At 67.0% G+C, this 16,530-nt stretch carries 12 protein-coding genes; 9 read left to right on the top strand and 3 right to left on the bottom strand.

Translation table 11 applies throughout. The annotated features are described in order from the left end of the window. From WC815_14755 to WC815_14745, 3 genes are all read left to right on the top strand, one after another. Entirely contained in the window at window positions 1-1,677 is a 1,677-nt protein-coding gene (locus WC815_14755; protein ID MFA5910038.1) for an alpha/beta fold hydrolase, read from the top strand. Further along, complete coding sequence (serB, locus tag WC815_14750) at window positions 1,674-2,912, top strand: phosphoserine phosphatase SerB (protein ID MFA5910037.1); 1,239 nt, start codon at window positions 1,674-1,676, stop codon at window positions 2,910-2,912. The genes WC815_14755 and serB overlap by 4 nt, the downstream gene beginning before the upstream one ends. 95 nt (window positions 2,913-3,007) lie before the next feature. Next, the gene (locus WC815_14745) at window positions 3,008-3,682 is read left to right on the top strand and encodes a PilZ domain-containing protein (GenBank protein ID MFA5910036.1); all 675 of its coding nucleotides are present in this window, start codon (window positions 3,008-3,010) and stop codon (window positions 3,680-3,682) included. A 15-nt stretch (window positions 3,683-3,697) separates the two neighbouring features. On the opposite strand, the gene WC815_14740 is transcribed toward WC815_14745, so the two are convergent. Then, the gene (locus tag WC815_14740) at window positions 3,698-6,382 is read right to left on the bottom strand and encodes an AMP-binding protein (protein ID MFA5910035.1); all 2,685 of its coding nucleotides are present in this window, start codon (window positions 6,380-6,382) and stop codon (window positions 3,698-3,700) included. A 56-nt stretch (window positions 6,383-6,438) separates the two neighbouring features. On the opposite strand from WC815_14740, the gene WC815_14735 reads away from it, so the two are divergent. Then, a complete protein-coding gene (locus WC815_14735; GenBank protein MFA5910034.1) occupies window positions 6,439-7,389 on the top strand; it encodes a hypothetical protein in 951 nt (316 codons plus the stop codon). A 16-nt stretch (window positions 7,390-7,405) separates the two neighbouring features. Here WC815_14735 and WC815_14730 read toward each other — a convergent pair whose 3' ends face one another. Next, the gene (locus WC815_14730; protein MFA5910033.1) at window positions 7,406-7,897 is read right to left on the bottom strand and encodes a cupin domain-containing protein; all 492 of its coding nucleotides are present in this window, start codon (window positions 7,895-7,897) and stop codon (window positions 7,406-7,408) included. A gap of 160 nt (window positions 7,898-8,057) precedes the next feature. On the opposite strand from WC815_14730, the gene WC815_14725 reads away from it, so the two are divergent. The 3 genes from WC815_14725 (at window position 8,058) to WC815_14715 (ending at window position 11,966) form a co-directional block, all read left to right on the top strand. After that, on the top strand, window positions 8,058-9,188 hold the full coding sequence (locus tag WC815_14725; GenBank protein MFA5910032.1) for a carboxypeptidase-like regulatory domain-containing protein: 1,131 nt from the start codon (window positions 8,058-8,060) through the stop codon (window positions 9,186-9,188). A gap of 41 nt (window positions 9,189-9,229) precedes the next feature. Then, the gene (locus WC815_14720; GenBank protein ID MFA5910031.1) at window positions 9,230-10,207 is read left to right on the top strand and encodes a Gfo/Idh/MocA family oxidoreductase; all 978 of its coding nucleotides are present in this window, start codon (window positions 9,230-9,232) and stop codon (window positions 10,205-10,207) included. A gap of 268 nt (window positions 10,208-10,475) precedes the next feature. Beyond that, the gene (locus tag WC815_14715) at window positions 10,476-11,966 is read left to right on the top strand and encodes a GMC family oxidoreductase (protein MFA5910030.1); all 1,491 of its coding nucleotides are present in this window, start codon (window positions 10,476-10,478) and stop codon (window positions 11,964-11,966) included. Window positions 11,967-11,971: 5 nt separating this feature from the next. On the opposite strand, the gene WC815_14710 is transcribed toward WC815_14715, so the two are convergent. Beyond that, on the bottom strand, window positions 11,972-13,747 hold the full coding sequence (locus tag WC815_14710) for a kelch repeat-containing protein (protein MFA5910029.1): 1,776 nt from the start codon (window positions 13,745-13,747) through the stop codon (window positions 11,972-11,974). Window positions 13,748-13,941: 194 nt separating this feature from the next. On the opposite strand from WC815_14710, the gene WC815_14705 reads away from it, so the two are divergent. Together WC815_14705 and WC815_14700 are read left to right on the top strand one after the other, a co-directional pair. Beyond that, entirely contained in the window at window positions 13,942-14,373 is a 432-nt protein-coding gene (locus WC815_14705; protein MFA5910028.1) for a DUF1810 domain-containing protein, read from the top strand. 62 nt (window positions 14,374-14,435) lie between these two features. Next, on the top strand, window positions 14,436-16,520 hold the full coding sequence (locus WC815_14700) for a hypothetical protein (GenBank protein MFA5910027.1): 2,085 nt from the start codon (window positions 14,436-14,438) through the stop codon (window positions 16,518-16,520). Window positions 16,521-16,530 lie beyond the last annotated feature (10 nt).

Raw genomic sequence — 16,530 nt, 5'->3', positions numbered from 1 at the left:
GTGACCCTCACCCATCTTACCGGCGTTGTGCTTGCGCTCCTGTTCACGGCCACCGGGGCCGCCGCCCAGGCCGCCCTGCCGCCGCCGCCGCCCAATGACCCGGGCACGTCGTTTCTGGTGTTTTTCCGTTCCCAGCCAATCGGGCGGGAAGACGTCACCGTGGTCCGCCAGGCGGACGGCTGGATTGTCCGCGGCTCCAGCCGGCTGGGCCCGCCCATCGACATCACCACGCGCACGGCGGAAGTGATCTACGACGCGCAGTGGCGGCCCAGGTCGTTGCTGGTGGACGGGGTCGTGCGCGGGCAGGACGTCACGCTGAAGACCACGTTCGGCGACGGCAAGGCCGCCAACGTCATTGCCGTGCAGGGCGCGCCGCAGTCGAAGGCGGACGCGGTGTCGGCCGATCCGGTGGTGCTGCCCAATTCGTTTCTCGGGTCGTACAGCGCGCTGGCCATGCGGCTCCAGGGCCTGAAGCCCGGCGCGGAGCTGAAGGCCTACATCGCGCCGCAGGCGGAAGTCACGGTCAAGCTGATGGCGGTGGCGACCGAACGCATCGACACGCCGCGCGCGGCGATCAATGCCAGCCGCTACTCGCTGGTCTTCGTCAACCCGCCGCCGGCGCCGGAACTGCCGGTGAGCTTGTGGGCCGATCCCAACGGCCGCCTGCTGCGGTTGAGCATCCCGTCGCAGACGCTGGAGATGGCGCGCGAAGACATCGCCTCGGCGGCGTCGCGGACCGCGTCGTTCTCCGTTCCCGGTGACGAGTCCGTGAAGATCCCGGCGCTCGGCTTCAACCTCGCCGGCACCATCACGCGACCGCCGAATGCCAAGGGCCCGCTCCCGGCGCTGGTGCTCATCGGTGGGTCGGGCCCGACCGATCGCGATGAAACGGTGGCGGGGATCCCGGTGTTCGGGCAACTTGCCCGCGACCTCGTGAACGCCGGCTTCATCGTGGTTCGTTACGACAAGCGCGGCGTGGGCCAGAGCGGCGGACGCGCCGAATCGGTGGCGATCGCCGACTACGCCGAAGACGCGCGCGCCGTCGTGGTGTGGCTCGAGAAGCAGGACGGCGTGGACAAGAAGCGCATCGGACTGGTCGGGCACAGCGAGGGCGCGGCCGTGGCCATGCTCACGGCCGCCCGCGAGCGCGGCAAGGTCGGCGCCATGGCGTTGCTGGCGGGACCCGCCACCAACGGCTCGACCATCGTGCTCGAACAGCAGAAGCACCTGCTGGCGCAGATGCAGATGGACGACGCGCAGCGCGCGGAGAAGGTGGCGCTGCAGGAGAAAATCAACGCCGCGGTGATTTCGGGCCGCGGCTGGCAGGACCTGCCTGAGGCCGCCCGCAAAGTGGCCGACACGCCATGGTTCTACAGCTTCCTGACCTTCGACCCGGAACGGGCGATGCGCGACACCCGCCAGCCCGTGCTGATCCTGCAAGGTGAGCTGGACACGCAGGTGAAGCCGTACCACGCCGACAAGCTCGCTGAGTTCGCGCGGGCGCGCAACACCAAGGCGGAGGTCGAGGTGGTGAAGGTCCCGGGCGTGAACCACCTGTTCGTGGCCGCAAAGACCGGCGAGGTCGCGGAGTATCCGTCGCTCGGGTCCGATGCGAAGGTCACGCCTCAGGCCGGCGCGGCCATTGCCGCCTTCATGACCAAGGCGCTACGGTATTGATCAACGCGAGCGCCCTCCTGATTCGGGTGACGGGCCACGATCGGCCCGGGCTCACCCACGCCCTCACCTCGATCCTCGCGCGCTACGACGTGCGCGTGCTGGACATCGGCCAGGCGGTGATTCACGACGGGCTGGCGTTCGGCATCCTGATCGAACTCCGCGAGGAGCTGCGTTCGTCGGCGCTGCTCACCGACCTCCTCCTCGAATCCCATCGTCTCGGGGTGGAGGTGAAGTTCTCGGCTTCCACGTCGGATGAGTACGCGGCCTGGGTGAATGCGCAGGCGCGCCGGCGGTTCATCATCACGCTACTCGGACCGGCGATTGGCGCCTCGCACATCGCGCAGGTGTCGGGCGTGCTGGCGTCGGCCGGGCTGAACATCGACCGCATCGATCGACTGTCGTCGCGCGTGCCGCTGCTGCCGGACGACAGCCATCCGCGCTTCTGCGTCGAGTTCACGGCCACCTCGCCCGATGCCGCCACCCTCGTCGACGAGGATGCCGTGCGCACCGGCCTGGCGACGATGACCGCGGCCGGGGACGTCGATGTGGCATTCCAGCACGATTCGATCTTCCGCCGCAACCGGCGGCTGGTCGCGTTCGACATGGACTCGACCCTGATCCAGGGTGAGGTGATCGACGAGTTGGCCGCGCTGGCCGGGGTCGGCGCCCAGGTGCGGGCGATCACCGAGGCGGCGATGAGGGGCGAGCTGGACTTCCAGGCCTCGTTCCGCCGCCGCGTGGGACTGCTCAAGGGCCTCCCTGAATCGGCGTTGCAGCAGGTGATCGAGCGCATTCCGCTGACCGATGGCGCGGAACGCCTGGTGAGCACGCTGCGCCGGCTGGGCTACAAGACCGCCATCCTGTCCGGCGGCTTCACGTTCTTCGGGAGCGTGCTGCAGAAGCGCCTCGGCATCGACCACCTGCACGCCAACACGCTCGAACTTCGCGACGGGGTCGTCACCGGCAACGTCGTGCCGCCCATTGTTGACGGCGCCCGCAAGGCGGAGATGCTGCAGGTGATTGCGGCGAGCGAGGGCCTGAGTCTCGAGCAATGCATCGCCGTCGGCGACGGCGCCAACGATCTGCCGATGCTCAGGCTCGCCGGCCTGGGGATTGCGTTCCGCGCCAAGCCGCTCGTGCGCTCGAGCGCCGGGCAGTCGATCTCGTCGCTGGGGCTCGACGGGATTCTCTATCTGATCGGCGTGCGCGATCGGGACATCAGTCCAGAAAGATGATTTCGCCGCCCACTGGATCTTCGTCTTGGGACGGAACTCGTCTATGCTGTAACTACCACGCCACGTTGGCGGCGGATGTGCCGCGATTCCGTCCCATGGACTTTCCAACTGCCGCCATCATTGTCAGGTCCGAGCACCTGACGCTCGTGCGAGCGCGCCTGGGGAGCACGTCGCGCGTGGCCGTGTATTCGGACGCCGATTCACTCCATGTGCTGGCCGCGATCGAGACCCACCCCCCGGAGATCCTGGTCATCCACCAGACGTTCGCCGCCTCGTCGCGCGGCGCCTCGCTCGTCGCCGGGCTCAAGTCCAAACCCGGGATCGGCACTGCGGTTCGCGTCCTGATCGAAGACGAGGACCGGGCGCCGTTGATGCTGGCGCAGACGACGCTGTCCGGAGAAGACGCCCTGCTCGAGACGTCACGCCCGCTCGATCGCGCCGGCACGCGCCAGGCCGCGCGCTACCCGATGAACCGCCGCGCCGTTGTCGTCAACGGCGAGTCGGGGCATCTCGTCGACCTGTCGGTGACGGGTGCGCAGGTGCAGGTATCGACGCGCCTCCGCCCCTCTCAGGTCGTGCGCGTGGTGTTGCCGGATGAGGGCGGCGAGATGCGGTGCCAGGGGACCGTCGCGTGGTCGATCGCGGTGCCGGCCGGCGGAACCGTCCAGTACCGGGCCGGCGTGGAGTTCATCAATCCGAACTCGACGGGCCTCGCGGCCTTCTGCACTCGATTCGGGGGCGCCGCCGAAGCGCATCAGCGGTCGACGTAGCGAGGCGCGACCCGATCAGGACTCCCGGTTCCACATCCCGGCGACGCGCTCGCGGAGTCGCATGGCGCCCTCGCCGTAGTTCTCCCCTTCCGCGAACGTCATCGGCTCGCCGAACGCGACGGTGACGCGGTGGCCGCTCCACGGCAGCAGGAGCTTCCAGTTCAATGGCCGGTTGCGCGGCCACAGTTCGTAGATCCCCTTGATCGCCACCGGCACGATCGGCACACCGAGGTGCTGCGCCAGGATCGGCGACCCTTTCTTGAACCGCTTCACGGTGCCGTCGATCGACCGCTCGCCTTCCGGAAACAGCACCAGGGTCTTGCCGTGCGCCAGGCCGAACGCGCCGGCCTTCATCGCCGGCACCAGGTTCGAGTCGGCATCGACCGGCACCAGGTTGATGGTCCGCGCCACCCAGCGCGTGAACGGGCTCTCGAAGTACTCGACCGCGCCGACGTAGAACAGGTTGCGCCAGACGCGGTACGGCAACACGCCGACCACGAAGAGCGGGTCGAGATAGCTTTGGTGATTCGGGCTGATGATGAAGGCGCCGTCTTTCGGCAGCTGGTCGAGTCCGGACACGCGCACCCGGCCGAGCGCCACGCGAACGACCTTTGACAGCGCAAACATGATCGGCGTCGCGATGGGCCGTCGCTCCAGCAATCCGCCAAGCGCCGGGTCGCTGGTGGGCGGAAGATCGCGCAACATCACCGCCCAGGATTCGTCAGAGGGTCCCGCGCCCTGCGCGAAGGCGACGAGGCGGTCGTTGTTGGACCCGGGCCGCACCGCCTCCACCAACTGCTGCACCGTGAAGATCTCGTGGGTGGCCGACTGCGGCACCTTCACGTTGAAGCGCTGCTCGAGTTCGGTGAGCAACTCGACCCGCTCCATGGAGTCGAGCCCGAGATCCAGCTCGAGGTTGGCGTCCGGACGCACGCGCGCCCGGCCGCGCAGCCGCGCCTGAATCATTCCTGCCGCCGATGACACGTGCGCGTCGTTCAGCCAGGAGCTGTCCGCTTCCGACAACGGCGCCGCGTCGCCCTGAGCGGCCGATGCCTGGCGCTCGCGCACCCGCCGCTCGACCTCGTGCCGCTGGATTTTTTGCGTGGTGGTGCGCGGCAGCGGCTCGAACCAGATGTCGTAGCCCAGCACGCGCTTGTGCGCCGGCAGGCCGACCGCGAGCCCTTCGACCTCGAACCGAATGATGTCGCCGGCGTTGACGATCTTCCGCTCGCGCATCAGGTCGAGATCCGGCACCACCACGGCATGGAGCCGCTCGGTGGTGGGCCGGCCCGGCTCCACCACCCCCATCACGCAAATCTCCTTCACGTACGGTGACTGGCGGTAGTGCGCCTCGATCTCTTCGGGGTAGATATTCTTCCCCGACGCCAGCACGATCATCTCCTTCTTGCGGCCGGTGATCTGCAGGCGGCCCTCGGCGTCGAACCGGCCCAGGTCGCCGGTCAGGAACCAGCCGTCCTTCATCACCTGCGCGGTGGCGTCAGGGCGATTGAAGTAACCCTGCATCACGATGGGTCCGCAAATGGCGATCTCGCCATCCTGACCGGACGCCTCGGGCGGCAGGATTTTGATCTGCACGCCCGGCAGCGGCCGGCCCACGGTGTCGATGTGCGCCTCGCCCGGCATGCTGATGCTGGCGGCGGCGCTGGTCTCGGTGAGACCGTAGGCCTGGAGAATGGTGAAACCCAACGCATACAAGTCGCGGCCAATCGCCGGGTCGAACTTCGATCCGCCGGTCACGAACAGGCGCATCTTGCGGCCCATGATCTTGTGGACCTTGCCGAAGAAGAGCGGCCCGGCATTGATGCCCATCCGGCGCAACCGGAAGCTCGACTCCAGCAGGACCCGGAACACCAGCCGCGTCACGAAACCGGAGGTCTCAACCTGCTTCATCACCCGCTGGTGAATCAGGTAGAAGAACTGCGGCACGCAGCAGAAGATCGTGATCTGCCGCTCCGACAGCGCCCGCACCAGATCCGTCGAGTTGATGGTCTCCAGGTAGACGACGCGCGCGCCGACGGCGAAGGGGAGCAGCAAGTTGGCCAGCTGCGCCAGCGAGTGGAACAGCGGCAGCACGCCGAGCAGCCCGTCCTGATGGGTGACGGTGACGACCTTGAACGCCGCGTCCCGCTCCGCCAGCAGGTTGGCGTGGGACAACACCACGCCTTTCGGATCGGAGGTCGTTCCCGAGGTGTACAAAATCACCGCCGGTGCCTCGGGTGCGTACTGTGCCTCGGGTGCGAGGGGTGCACTGGTGCCGGGTGCCGAGTGCAGGTCGACGATGTCGATCCCCGAGTCGATCAGCCCATCGTTCAGGGCCTCGGCCACAACCGGGCGGAGGCGCTCGCTGACGAACAGCAGTCGCGAGCCAGAGTCGCGGAGGATGGTGGCGACCTGCTTGGCCGAGTAGTTGGTGTCGAGCGGCACGGCCGTCGCGCCGGCTCGGAGGATCCCCAGGTAGACCGCGCACCAGTGCGCGTCGTTGTGGGCGAGGATGGCGCAGCGGTCGCCGGGTTGGACGCCGTTCGACACCAGCCACGACCCGTGCGCCACCGCCAGGTCGTGCAGTTGCCGGTAGGTGAAGCGGTCAACGCGGTCGGGGCGCTGAATCTCGATGGCCGTGCGCTTGCCGAAACGCGCAACGGTATCGGCAAACATCGACCACAGGGTTTGGGGAGCCAACGGGTAGATTCTAAACCTTTGCGCGGCGGCAGCGGTCATAGAGGGCAGGAGGAAATATGCGCACCCTTGCCCTCGTAGCCACGCTCGCCGGCGTCACCGTAATCGCGGCGCAGGCCCAGTCTGCGGCGGTGCGCACCCGCATCTACGCCGCCTTCGTCACGCACAACGAAGAGTCGATCTCGAACCCGAACTGCCAGCCGGTAGTCACCGACCAGGCCCGCTACCTGCGCAATCGCGAGGCCACGCTCGCCATGGCCCGCCTCATCGTCGAGCGGGGCGCCGCCTGGAACATGCAGTCGGAGTGGGAATACCAGCTCCGCGTGGCCGACTGGGACAGCGCCTCGGCCCGGGCCACCACCAGCGGCCTCAACATCCTCGAATACCTGTCGCGCGTGTCGCCCGCGCACATCCAGGTGGACGCGCACTCGCACGAGAAGCGCGGCTACAACTACGCCGACGTGGCCGCCACGCTTGCCGCCCTCAACGTCGCCGACAGCGGCATTGTCGGCGGCTTCACGTGGTTCCCGACGGCCAACCAGAGTTGGACCCGCATGATGGAGCCGATGGCGGCGGCGCGCTACGCCTACACGTGGAACGCGCGCGTGCTATGGGGCGCGGCGTCGGCGGGTCACCGCAGCGACTCCAATGCCTCCGGCATCTGGCGGCCGAAGAGCGCCACCGACTTCCACACCCACGATGCCGCGCAGCCATTGATCAACGTCGGCAACTTCCCCGGCGCCGGCGAGCACCTCTCGGCGGACGGGGTGCTGGACCTGCTGGCGCGGCTGCGCGCCGGCACGCTGGCGCCGGGCATGTATACCGCGACCATCATGGTCGAGCAGTGCGAACTGGATGACGACGCCACGCTGCTGACCAGCGTCGCCACCGTTCTCGATCAACTGGCCGACGGCGTCGCGCAGCGCGACATCGTGTGGGCCACCATCGGCGAGATGGTACGCGTGTGGCAGGACGAGTACGGTTCCGCGCCGACGATCTACCGGCCCTGAAAACGACCCCCGACCCCTATTTCGGGACGAGCCAGCGGACTTCGAGGTAGGTGACCGAACCGTCGACGGCGGAATACCAGTGCGGGGAGTTGGCGGGAACGATGATCACGTCGCCCTTCGACACCTTCTGCGTGACGCCGTTCGCGATGGTGGCCGACGCCGCGCCGCCCGTGCCACGCACGATGGTGCCGCCGGTGACGACGGTCGCGGAACCATCGATGATGTAGTGCAGTTCGGTATTGCCGGCGTGGGCGAGCGCTCCCGCGGGCTTCACGCGGTGGACCACGTTGACGCGGTACTGGTCCGTATTCGACACCGGCGAGGTCGTCATCCCACCGGCGTTCGCCACCGCCGCCTTGAGCACGTCGGCGAGCTCGTTCGCCGGCTTGTAGGTGGCGGGCGAGCCCGGCGCGGGAGCCACAGGCGCCGCCTGGGGCGCGTTCTGCGCCGCCACCACGGACCAGCCAACCCCGATCGCCACCACTACCCCGCAAATGATTTGCCGCATGGCGCGTGTTATACCATTCCCCGTCCATCGAACGAACCAAATGCGTCACGTCCTACTCGTTGACATCGTGATGGCCGCGGCAATCCTGACCGCCGGTCTTTCCGCGCAAACCGCTGGGCCTGGACCGATTGGTCCCGGGTCCTCCGCTATCCGAGGCAGGGTGATCGATGCCGCGTCCGCTGAGCCGCTGGGCGCGGTCGTCGTGCGTCTATTCGATCCGCGGTCGATGCGCGCAGCCGAGCGGAAGACCACGAGCGAAGGCACTTACGAGTTTGCCGGCATCGCGGATGGCTCATACACGGTGACCGCGTCGAGCGAGACCCACGGACGCAGCTGTTACGGCGCCGTCGATCGATATCGGATGCAATGCGTGAGCGTCTCGGTCGTCCGCGATCAGCGGCTGTCCGCAGTCGACTTTCGGATGCCGCGCGGCGCCAGTATCAGGGGCGTGGTGCTCGATCACGAAGGCCGCCCCGTTGCCGGTGCCGGTGTCGCCAGCCAACTTGGCATTGCGTCCGGCAATCGAGCGGTCACAGCGCGCGATGGGTCCTTCGAGTTGACTAACCTCATGCCCGGCGAAGACCGGCTGGCGGTGCAGCCACCGGCGACACCTGGTGCATCTCAACCACCGCTGGCGTTCTATCCGCTGGGTGGGCAATTCCTCGAGGTCGCGTCTGGCGAGCGGATTACCGGCGTCACGATTGTGTTGCCGTATATTGCCTTCAGTTCCATCACGGCGAATGTCTCGTCCTCGACATCTGACATCACAGACGTCACCGCGATGGTGGCGTCCGCGACACCGCGAATGTCGCGGCGACTCGACTTGTCGGCCGAAGGCACAGGCACGATTGACGGACTGCGCGAGGGTCGTTACTTCGTCTACGCAAGGGCACAGACGCCACGAGGCACCGTGGCCGCGTTCGAGGTGGTCGACCTCGTCGAGGGCGGCTACGACGTGGCGCTGCGGTTGGCGCCCATCGGGCGCATCACTGGCAGGATCGTGGCTGAACGCGGCGGCATTCCTCCAGTTGACGGCTTGCGGGTCGAGGCAGTCTGGGTTTACGACGGCGTGAGTGTCGAACCGCTGGGACGAGACGAGGTTGACGTCGGTCCGGACGGGCACTTCGAAATCGACCGGCTATTTGGCACGCGGATACTTCAGATCAGCGGGCTGTCGCCCGAGTGGCGAGTTCAAGCCGTGCGTCATGGACGCACTGACGTCATCTCAGCCGGTGTGGACGTTGCAGCCGCAGCCACGGTCGACGTCATCATCGTCGTCTCCCGGCAGTAGCGCGGCGGCAGTGGCAAGGCCGGGTATGATTGATTCCTCCGATGCCCGAACCCCTCCGCATCGCCTTCCTCGGCTGCGGCTTCATCACCCGAGTGCACAGCCGGAACCTGCGACGGTTCAGGAGCGAAATCGTCTGCGGCTACGCCAGCCGCGACAAGGCCAAGGCCGAGGAGTTCTGCGGCAAGTACCGCGGCACCGGCAGCTACGCCGACTACGCCGAGGCCATCGCCGACCCGAACATCGACGCGGTGGTGGTCGCGGTTCCACCCACCTATCACCTGAACCTCACCCTGCAGGCGCTCGCGGCCGGCAAGCACGTGCTGGTCGAGAAGCCGGCCTTCCCGACCATGGCGGATTACGAGGTGGTGCGAGAGGCGCGCGACCGCGCCGGCCGCGTGGTGCTGGTGGGCGAGAACGACCACTACAAGCCACTCGCCATCACCCTCCGCAAGCTGCTCGCCGACGGCGTGATCGGCGAGATGGTGTTCGGCCACTTCAGCAGCATCGTCAAGCGCCTGAAGACCGCGGACGACTGGCGTAACGACGAGACCATAGCCGGCGGCGACGCGTTCTTCGAGGAAGGCATCCACTGGCTGCACCTCGCCGCCAGCCTCGGTCCGAACATTACCAGCATCACCGGCTTCAAGCCGGCGCCGTCGCACGAAGGCCCCGATCGCCGCGCGAAGAGCATGCTGGTGGCCTTCAACTACGACAACGGCGCCGTCGGCGCGCTCTACTACTCGCGCGAGATTCCGTCGTTGCTGAGGGGTCTGCGCCTGTCGAAGCTGTACGGGCGCCACGGCATCATCACGTTCGAATCCAACGGTCTCGGGCTGCTCGTGCGCGGCACGGGCTTCCCGCGCATCATCTTCCCCGGCTTCCGCGACATCCGCGGCTACCAGGCGATGTATCGCGACTTCCGCCAGTCGATCCTGACTTGCACGGCGCCTCAGATGAGTCTCGAGCGGGCGATGGACGATCAGCGATTGATGGACGAGATTTACCAGGGCCGCAGATGACACAGATGACGCAGATGGGTAACGGACTGGCGCGCCGACGACCGGGGCCCGACGCCCGCCGGCCGATGGCCGGCCGTAGACCAGAACGTCGCTCAGGGGAAAGAGCCGAACCGTTGGGGGTGTCAGTTGGGGCTGGGCTCATTCCCCTGAGCGACGTCCTGGTCTGCGAGCTGCCAGGCAAAGCCTGGCAGCGTAAGTCGGGCCCGCATCTGCGTCATCTGCGTCATCTGCGGCCCCAAGTGAAGCGCGCGCAGTAGTCCGACCGTCCATGCAACAGTTCGACATCATCATCATTGGTAGCGGCGCCGGCGGCGGCACCGTGGCCAGGGCGCTGGCCGACACCGGCGCGAAGATCCTCGTGCTCGAGCGCGGCGACGCCATCCCGCAGGAAGACCAGAACTGGAACCCCGACGCGGTGTGGCGGGAACTGCGCTACCGCACCACGGAAACCTGGCTGGATGAAAGCGGCGCGCCGTTCCGCCCCTACACGCACTACTGCGTCGGCGGGAACACCAAGTTCTGGGGCACGGTGATGTACCGGCTGCGTCCGCAGGACTTCAAGGCCCTCGAGCACATGGACGGCGTCTCGCCGGCGTGGCCGATCGACTACGACACGCTGGCGCCGTACTACGACCGTGCGGAGGAATTGTACGGAGTGCACGGCCAGCACGGCGTGGACCCGACCGAAGCGCCGCGGGGGCCGTATCCCTATCCGCCTGTCCCCCACGCCCGCGTCGTGGACGAGATTGTCGAACGACTGAAACGGCAGGGCCTGCACCCGTCGCCGCTGCCGCTCGGGCTGCAGGAGCACTGCATTCTCTGCAACACCTGCAACTCGTTCCCGTGCAAGATCCACGCGAAGAGCGATGCCGAGATCTGCGGCGTGCGGCCGGCCCTGGCGCGGCCCAACGTCGAGTTGTGGACCAAGGCGACGGCGCGCCGGCTGATCACGGATGCCAGCGGCAAGCGGATCGAGGCCGTGGAGGTCGAACGAGCGGGCGAAACCCTCCGCGTGTCGGCGCCGCTGGTGATCGTGTCGTGCGGTGCCGTGAACTCGGCGGCCCTTCTTCTGCGTTCGGCCAACGACAAGCATCCCGACGGCCTGGCCAACTCGTCGGGCCTGGTCGGCAAGCGCTACATGGCGCACCTCGCGACCATGATGCAGGGGTTTCACCCGTTCCGCGTCAACGACACCGTGTTCCAAAAGACGGTGGCGATTAACGACTTCTACCTGAAGGGCCCGAGCAGCCGCTTCCCTCTCGGCCAGATCCAGTCGCAGGGCCGCACGCACGGCGTGATGGCGCAGACGGTGGCGCCGGCGATTCCGCTCTGGGCGTACGAAGCGTGGGTCGCTCGCGGCGTCGACTGGCTGGCAATGACCGAGGACCTGCCACGCGTCGAGAACCGGGTGACGGTGGAGCCGAACGGCAAGATCCGGCTGCAGTACAAGCCGAATAACCTGCGCGCGCACGAGCAACTGGTTGCCGAGGCCAGGCGCATCCTGCGCAAGCTGGGTTTTTGGGTGGTGATGACGCACTCGCACAAGGCGAAGAACACCACGCACCAGTGCGGCACGCTGGTGTTCGGCACCGACCCGCGCGAGTCGGTGCTCGACACCTATTGCCGCGCCCACGACGTCGACAACCTGTTCGTCGTGGACGCGTCGTTCTTCCCCTCGTCTGCCGCGGTGAACCCGGGGCTGACGATCGTGGCGCAGGCGCTACGCGCCGCGGAGCACATCAAGCGGTCGATCGCGTAGCACCGCTACGGCTTCTGCCACAACGCAATCACAAGCCGGAACCGCCGATTGCGCGCGCCAGGTGGATCGATCCGCTCTTCCACGAACGTTCCCACCAACGCGTATCCGGCCGGAGCTGGAACGCCGACAGGCAAGTAGAGATACGAGCCTGCGGGCGAGCCCGGGCCCGCAACGCCTTGTGGACCCATCGGGCCTTGCGGACCGGCGGCACCTTGAGGACCGGTTGGGCCTGCGACGCCCTGCAAACCGGCAGCACCATCCGCGCCGGGCAGGCCCTGGGTTCCCTGTGGGCCTGTCGGACCAGTCGCTCCTTGGGGGCCACCCGCACCGTCCGCGCCAGTCAATCCCATGGGACCTTGCGGACCGGCAGGACCGGTCGGGCCCTGCGAGCCGGTCGCGCCGTCGTTGCCGGTGGGGCCTTGCGCACCTGCGGAACCCGTCTGGCCAGCAACGCCTTGCGGACCCGCAGCACCGTCTGCACCCGGCAATCCTTGTGGCCCCTGTGGGCCCGTCGGACCAGTCGTTCCTTGCGGGCCGGCCGCGCCGTCCCCGCCAGTCAAGCCGATTGGCCCTTGCGGCCCCTGAGGACCCGCGGGACCTTGAACGCCCTGAGGTCCCTGCGGACCGGCAGGACCCTGTGGCCCCGGAGGTCCCGGGATCCCGACCGGCACGATCGGACCGTCGTAGATCTCAGCGCTCTTGAGGGAGTTTGGCGACAACCACCCGCCGACGATGAGCACGTCACCGCTCGGCAAGCGCGTGGATGTGTGGCCCATTCGCGACGTCACGAGGTTCGCGACGGCAGAAAAGTTGCCGGCTAACGGATCGTAGATCTCCGCCGATGCCAGTGTCGTTCCATAGGCGGCAAACCCGGCTGCCGTGACCAGCACAGTGCCGTCGCCAAGCACGGTCGCGATGCTGTCGTTCACGTCGTACCGCGCCGTCACCAGGCTGCCCGTCGGCGTGAACAGGCCAGTGGACGAGTCATAAGTCTCGGCACTGGCGAGAACGGCCCCGCCCAACTGGTCTGATGAGCCGCCGGCGACAAGCACGCGCCCATCAGTCAACAGGGCGGTGAGGTGGTCCCGGCGCGCGCCCCCCATGCTCCCGGTCGATGAGAAGACCCCGGTCGCCGGGTTGTACATCTCGGCGGACGCCAGCGCGGGCGATGGGCCGTAGCCCCCGGTGATCAGGATCGAGCCATTGGCAAGTGCTGTCGCCCGGTGACCCATGCGGCTCACGTTCATGTTGCCGGTCGCGGTGAACGCATTGGCGATCGGGTCGTAGAGTTCCGCGGTCACCGACAGACTCACCTGGTAGACCCCACCCGTCAGCAGCACTTTGCCGTTGGGCAACAAGGTGCTGGTGTGCATGTGCCGTTGCACGGTGAGGTTGCCAATCAGCGTGAAGGTATCCGTGACGGGATCGAACAACTCCGACGCCAGCACGTAGCCGGGGCAACCATATCCCCCGGTGATCAAGACCTTGCCGCTCGCCAACAACGTGGCCCGGTGGCCGTAACGGGCCTTCACCATCGAACCTGTCAGCGAGAAGGCGCCGGTCGCAGGGTCGTAGATCTCCGCGGAACTCCGGCAGGTGGCAGGGGCGGCACTCTCATCAGCGCCACCGGTGATCAAGACACGGCCATCAGCGAGCTTGGTCGCCTGGTGCATGTATCGTCCGGTGGCCATGCTGCCGGTGGGCGTGAAGGTCTGTGCTGAAACGAGGGCCGGGAGGGCCAGACCTAATACAAGGGTCAGCAACCGTACGAGCGTGGGCATCGGGGGTCCTTTCGGGTTGGTGCGTTGCGTCTGGTGGGGTAGACGGACCGCTGCAGGGAATTCCCGGCACCGGCGGGGAGAGAAATCGTCGCGGGTGTAGGATGCAGTCTTACCGCGAAGGATCCTCTATGACCGCGTCCACTTGGACCAGACGGCTGCAGGTGTTCGACGCGGAGGGAAAGAGGGTCCCGTAGGTGACGTTGCCGGATCCCCATTTCCTGAGTCGTTTCGTCCAGGCGCAAGCGGATGACTACGCGCAAGCGCTGTCGGAGATTCGAAGCGGCCGGAAGCGGTCGCACTGGATGTGGTACATCTTTCCGCAGTACGACGGGTTGGGATCGAGCGCGACCGCCAGGCATTACGCCATCAAGAGCCTCGCGGAAGCGGAAGCATACCTGCGTCATCCCGTTCTCGGGCCGCGGTTGCTGGAGTGTGCGGAGGCGGCCCTGGCCGTCGAGGGCCGGTCGGCCGCCGAGATGTTCGGGTTTCCGGACGACATCAAGCTGCGATCGTGCGCAACTCTCTTCGCGTTGGTGTCGCCGTCCGGGTCGGTGTTCGAGCGGTTGCTCGACACGTACTTCGATGGCGAGCGCGACGACAAGACGGTTCGTCTGGCCGGCCGGTAGACCAGCCTTTCTCTTCGGCGCGCCGCTTCGCCGCGCAGGCTGGATGGAACTAGAATCCCCCCATGTCAGCCATGCATCGAATTGCCACGGCGTGCCTCGCAGTCCTGCTCGGCGGCATCGGTTCCGCCCAGCAGGCGCCGCCGGCGGTGACCACTCCCGGGGTCACCCCCGGCGAGTTCATCGTCGATCCGCCGACGCTGATCAACCTGGGCTTCGAGTGGCTGATCGACGGCGATGCCAATCGCAACGCGAAGGTGGACGTGTCGTACCGGAAGACAGGGGACGGCGCGTGGAAGACCGGCATGCCGCTGCTGCGGCTGCAAGGTGAGCGGGTGACGCAACCGAACGTGTTCAACCTGGTCTCGCCGAACATGTTCGCCGGCAGCATCCTCGACCTCGAGCCCGACACCGCCTACGAGGCGCGCTTCGTGCTCACCGATCCGGACGGCGTCAGCGGTCCGGCCGCGAACGCGACGAAGACGGTCACCGTCCGCACTCGACCCGAACCGATGCCCTGGAAGGGTTCACCCTCAGAAGCTTCAGCGAAGGAGGGCGGCAAGGTCTATCACGTCTATCCGGTCGGCTACACTGGCGCCAAGACCGAACCGGCGTTCACCGGCATCATGTGCGCCTACAACTACTACTGCGGCGCCGGCGACACCGCGCCGGGCGGACGGCCGCGCGTGAAGCCGGGCGACACCATCCTGGTCCATGCCGGCACCTACGCGTATCGCTACGAGATCTACGCCAACCAGACCACCATCAACGCCACCACCACGTTCGAAGGGACCTACTACCTCACCGCCGACGGCACGCCCGAGAAGCCGATCGTGATCAAGGCGGCGGGCGACGGCGAGGTCGTCATCGACGGACGCGGCAACTTCAACCTGTTCAACGTCAAGGCCGCCGACCACAACTACTTCGAAGACATCACTTTCAGGAACACCGACATCGCGATCTGGGCGGGCACGCAGTTCATCGCCGGCTCGAAAGGGCTGACGGTCAAGCACTGCCGGTTCGAACAGGTCGGCATGGGCGTGTTCTCGAACTACTCGGGCTCGAGCAACTTCTACATTGCCGACAGCGTGTTCCTCGGCCGCAACGACTCCAGGCACCTCACGGGATGGAACGGCGCCTTCTGGGAACAGTTCAACGGCGTCGACGGGCCGACCTTTCCGCCGGTCATGGCGTCGTACACCGCGATCAGGCTCTACGGCCCCGGCCACGTCGTGGCGCACAACTACGTGGCGGATTTCCACGACGGCATCGACACCGAGATGTACGGCATGCCCGACGGCTCGCACGCCAACGAAGGCCCGGAGTATCCGCCGCGCGAGTTCTGGGATCGGCGGCCGGTGTCGATTGACATCTACAACAACTACATCACCAATGCGCACGACAACTCGATCGAGATGGACGGCAGCATGCACAACATCCGCATCATGCGGAACGTGCTGATCAACTCGGCGTCGCACCCGATGTCGACGCAGCCGTCGGCCGGCGGGCCAATCTACTGGATTCGCAACATCGTCTACCACGCACCCGGCGGATCAACCCGGATGACGGCGGGGTCGCCGGGGGTGCTCTTCTACCACAACACGGTGACCACCGAGACCAGCGCGGGGTCGTCCGCGAACGCCCACTGGCGCAACAACCTGATGCTCGGCCAGGACACCGCGCCGGCCATCTTCAGTGTGAACACCATGACCAGCTACAGCTCGTCGAACTACAACGGCTTCCGGCCGAATCCAGGCGCCGCGGTGTCGTTCCAGTGGAACGTGGCGCCATTGGTGGCCCCGGCACCACCAGCCGCCGCGGCTGCAGGTCGAGGTCCGGCGGCCGCCCGGGCCGTCACCCCAGGGTTTGCGACGTTCACGGATTACATCAGGACAACCCGCCAGGACCTGAACAGCGTCACGCTCGACTACGACGTGTTCGTGAAGGTGCCCAAGCTCGATCGAGATCCGAAGAGCGTGCAGCGCCTATACGACTTCAAGGACCTCGACTTCCGCCTGCGGCCCAGCTCGAGGGCGATCGATCGCGGCGTGGCGCTGCCGAACATCAACGACGGATTTGCGGGGAAGGCGCCCGATCTCGGAGCGCTGGAAGCCGGTCAACCGTTGCCGATCTACGGCCCTCGCCGCTGACGCGCCGACC

The sequence above is a fragment of the Vicinamibacterales bacterium genome (assembly GCA_041659285.1).
GTDB lineage: Bacteria > Acidobacteriota > Vicinamibacteria > Vicinamibacterales > UBA2999 > 12-FULL-67-14b.
This window is presented reverse-complemented; position numbering and strand designations above follow the sequence as displayed.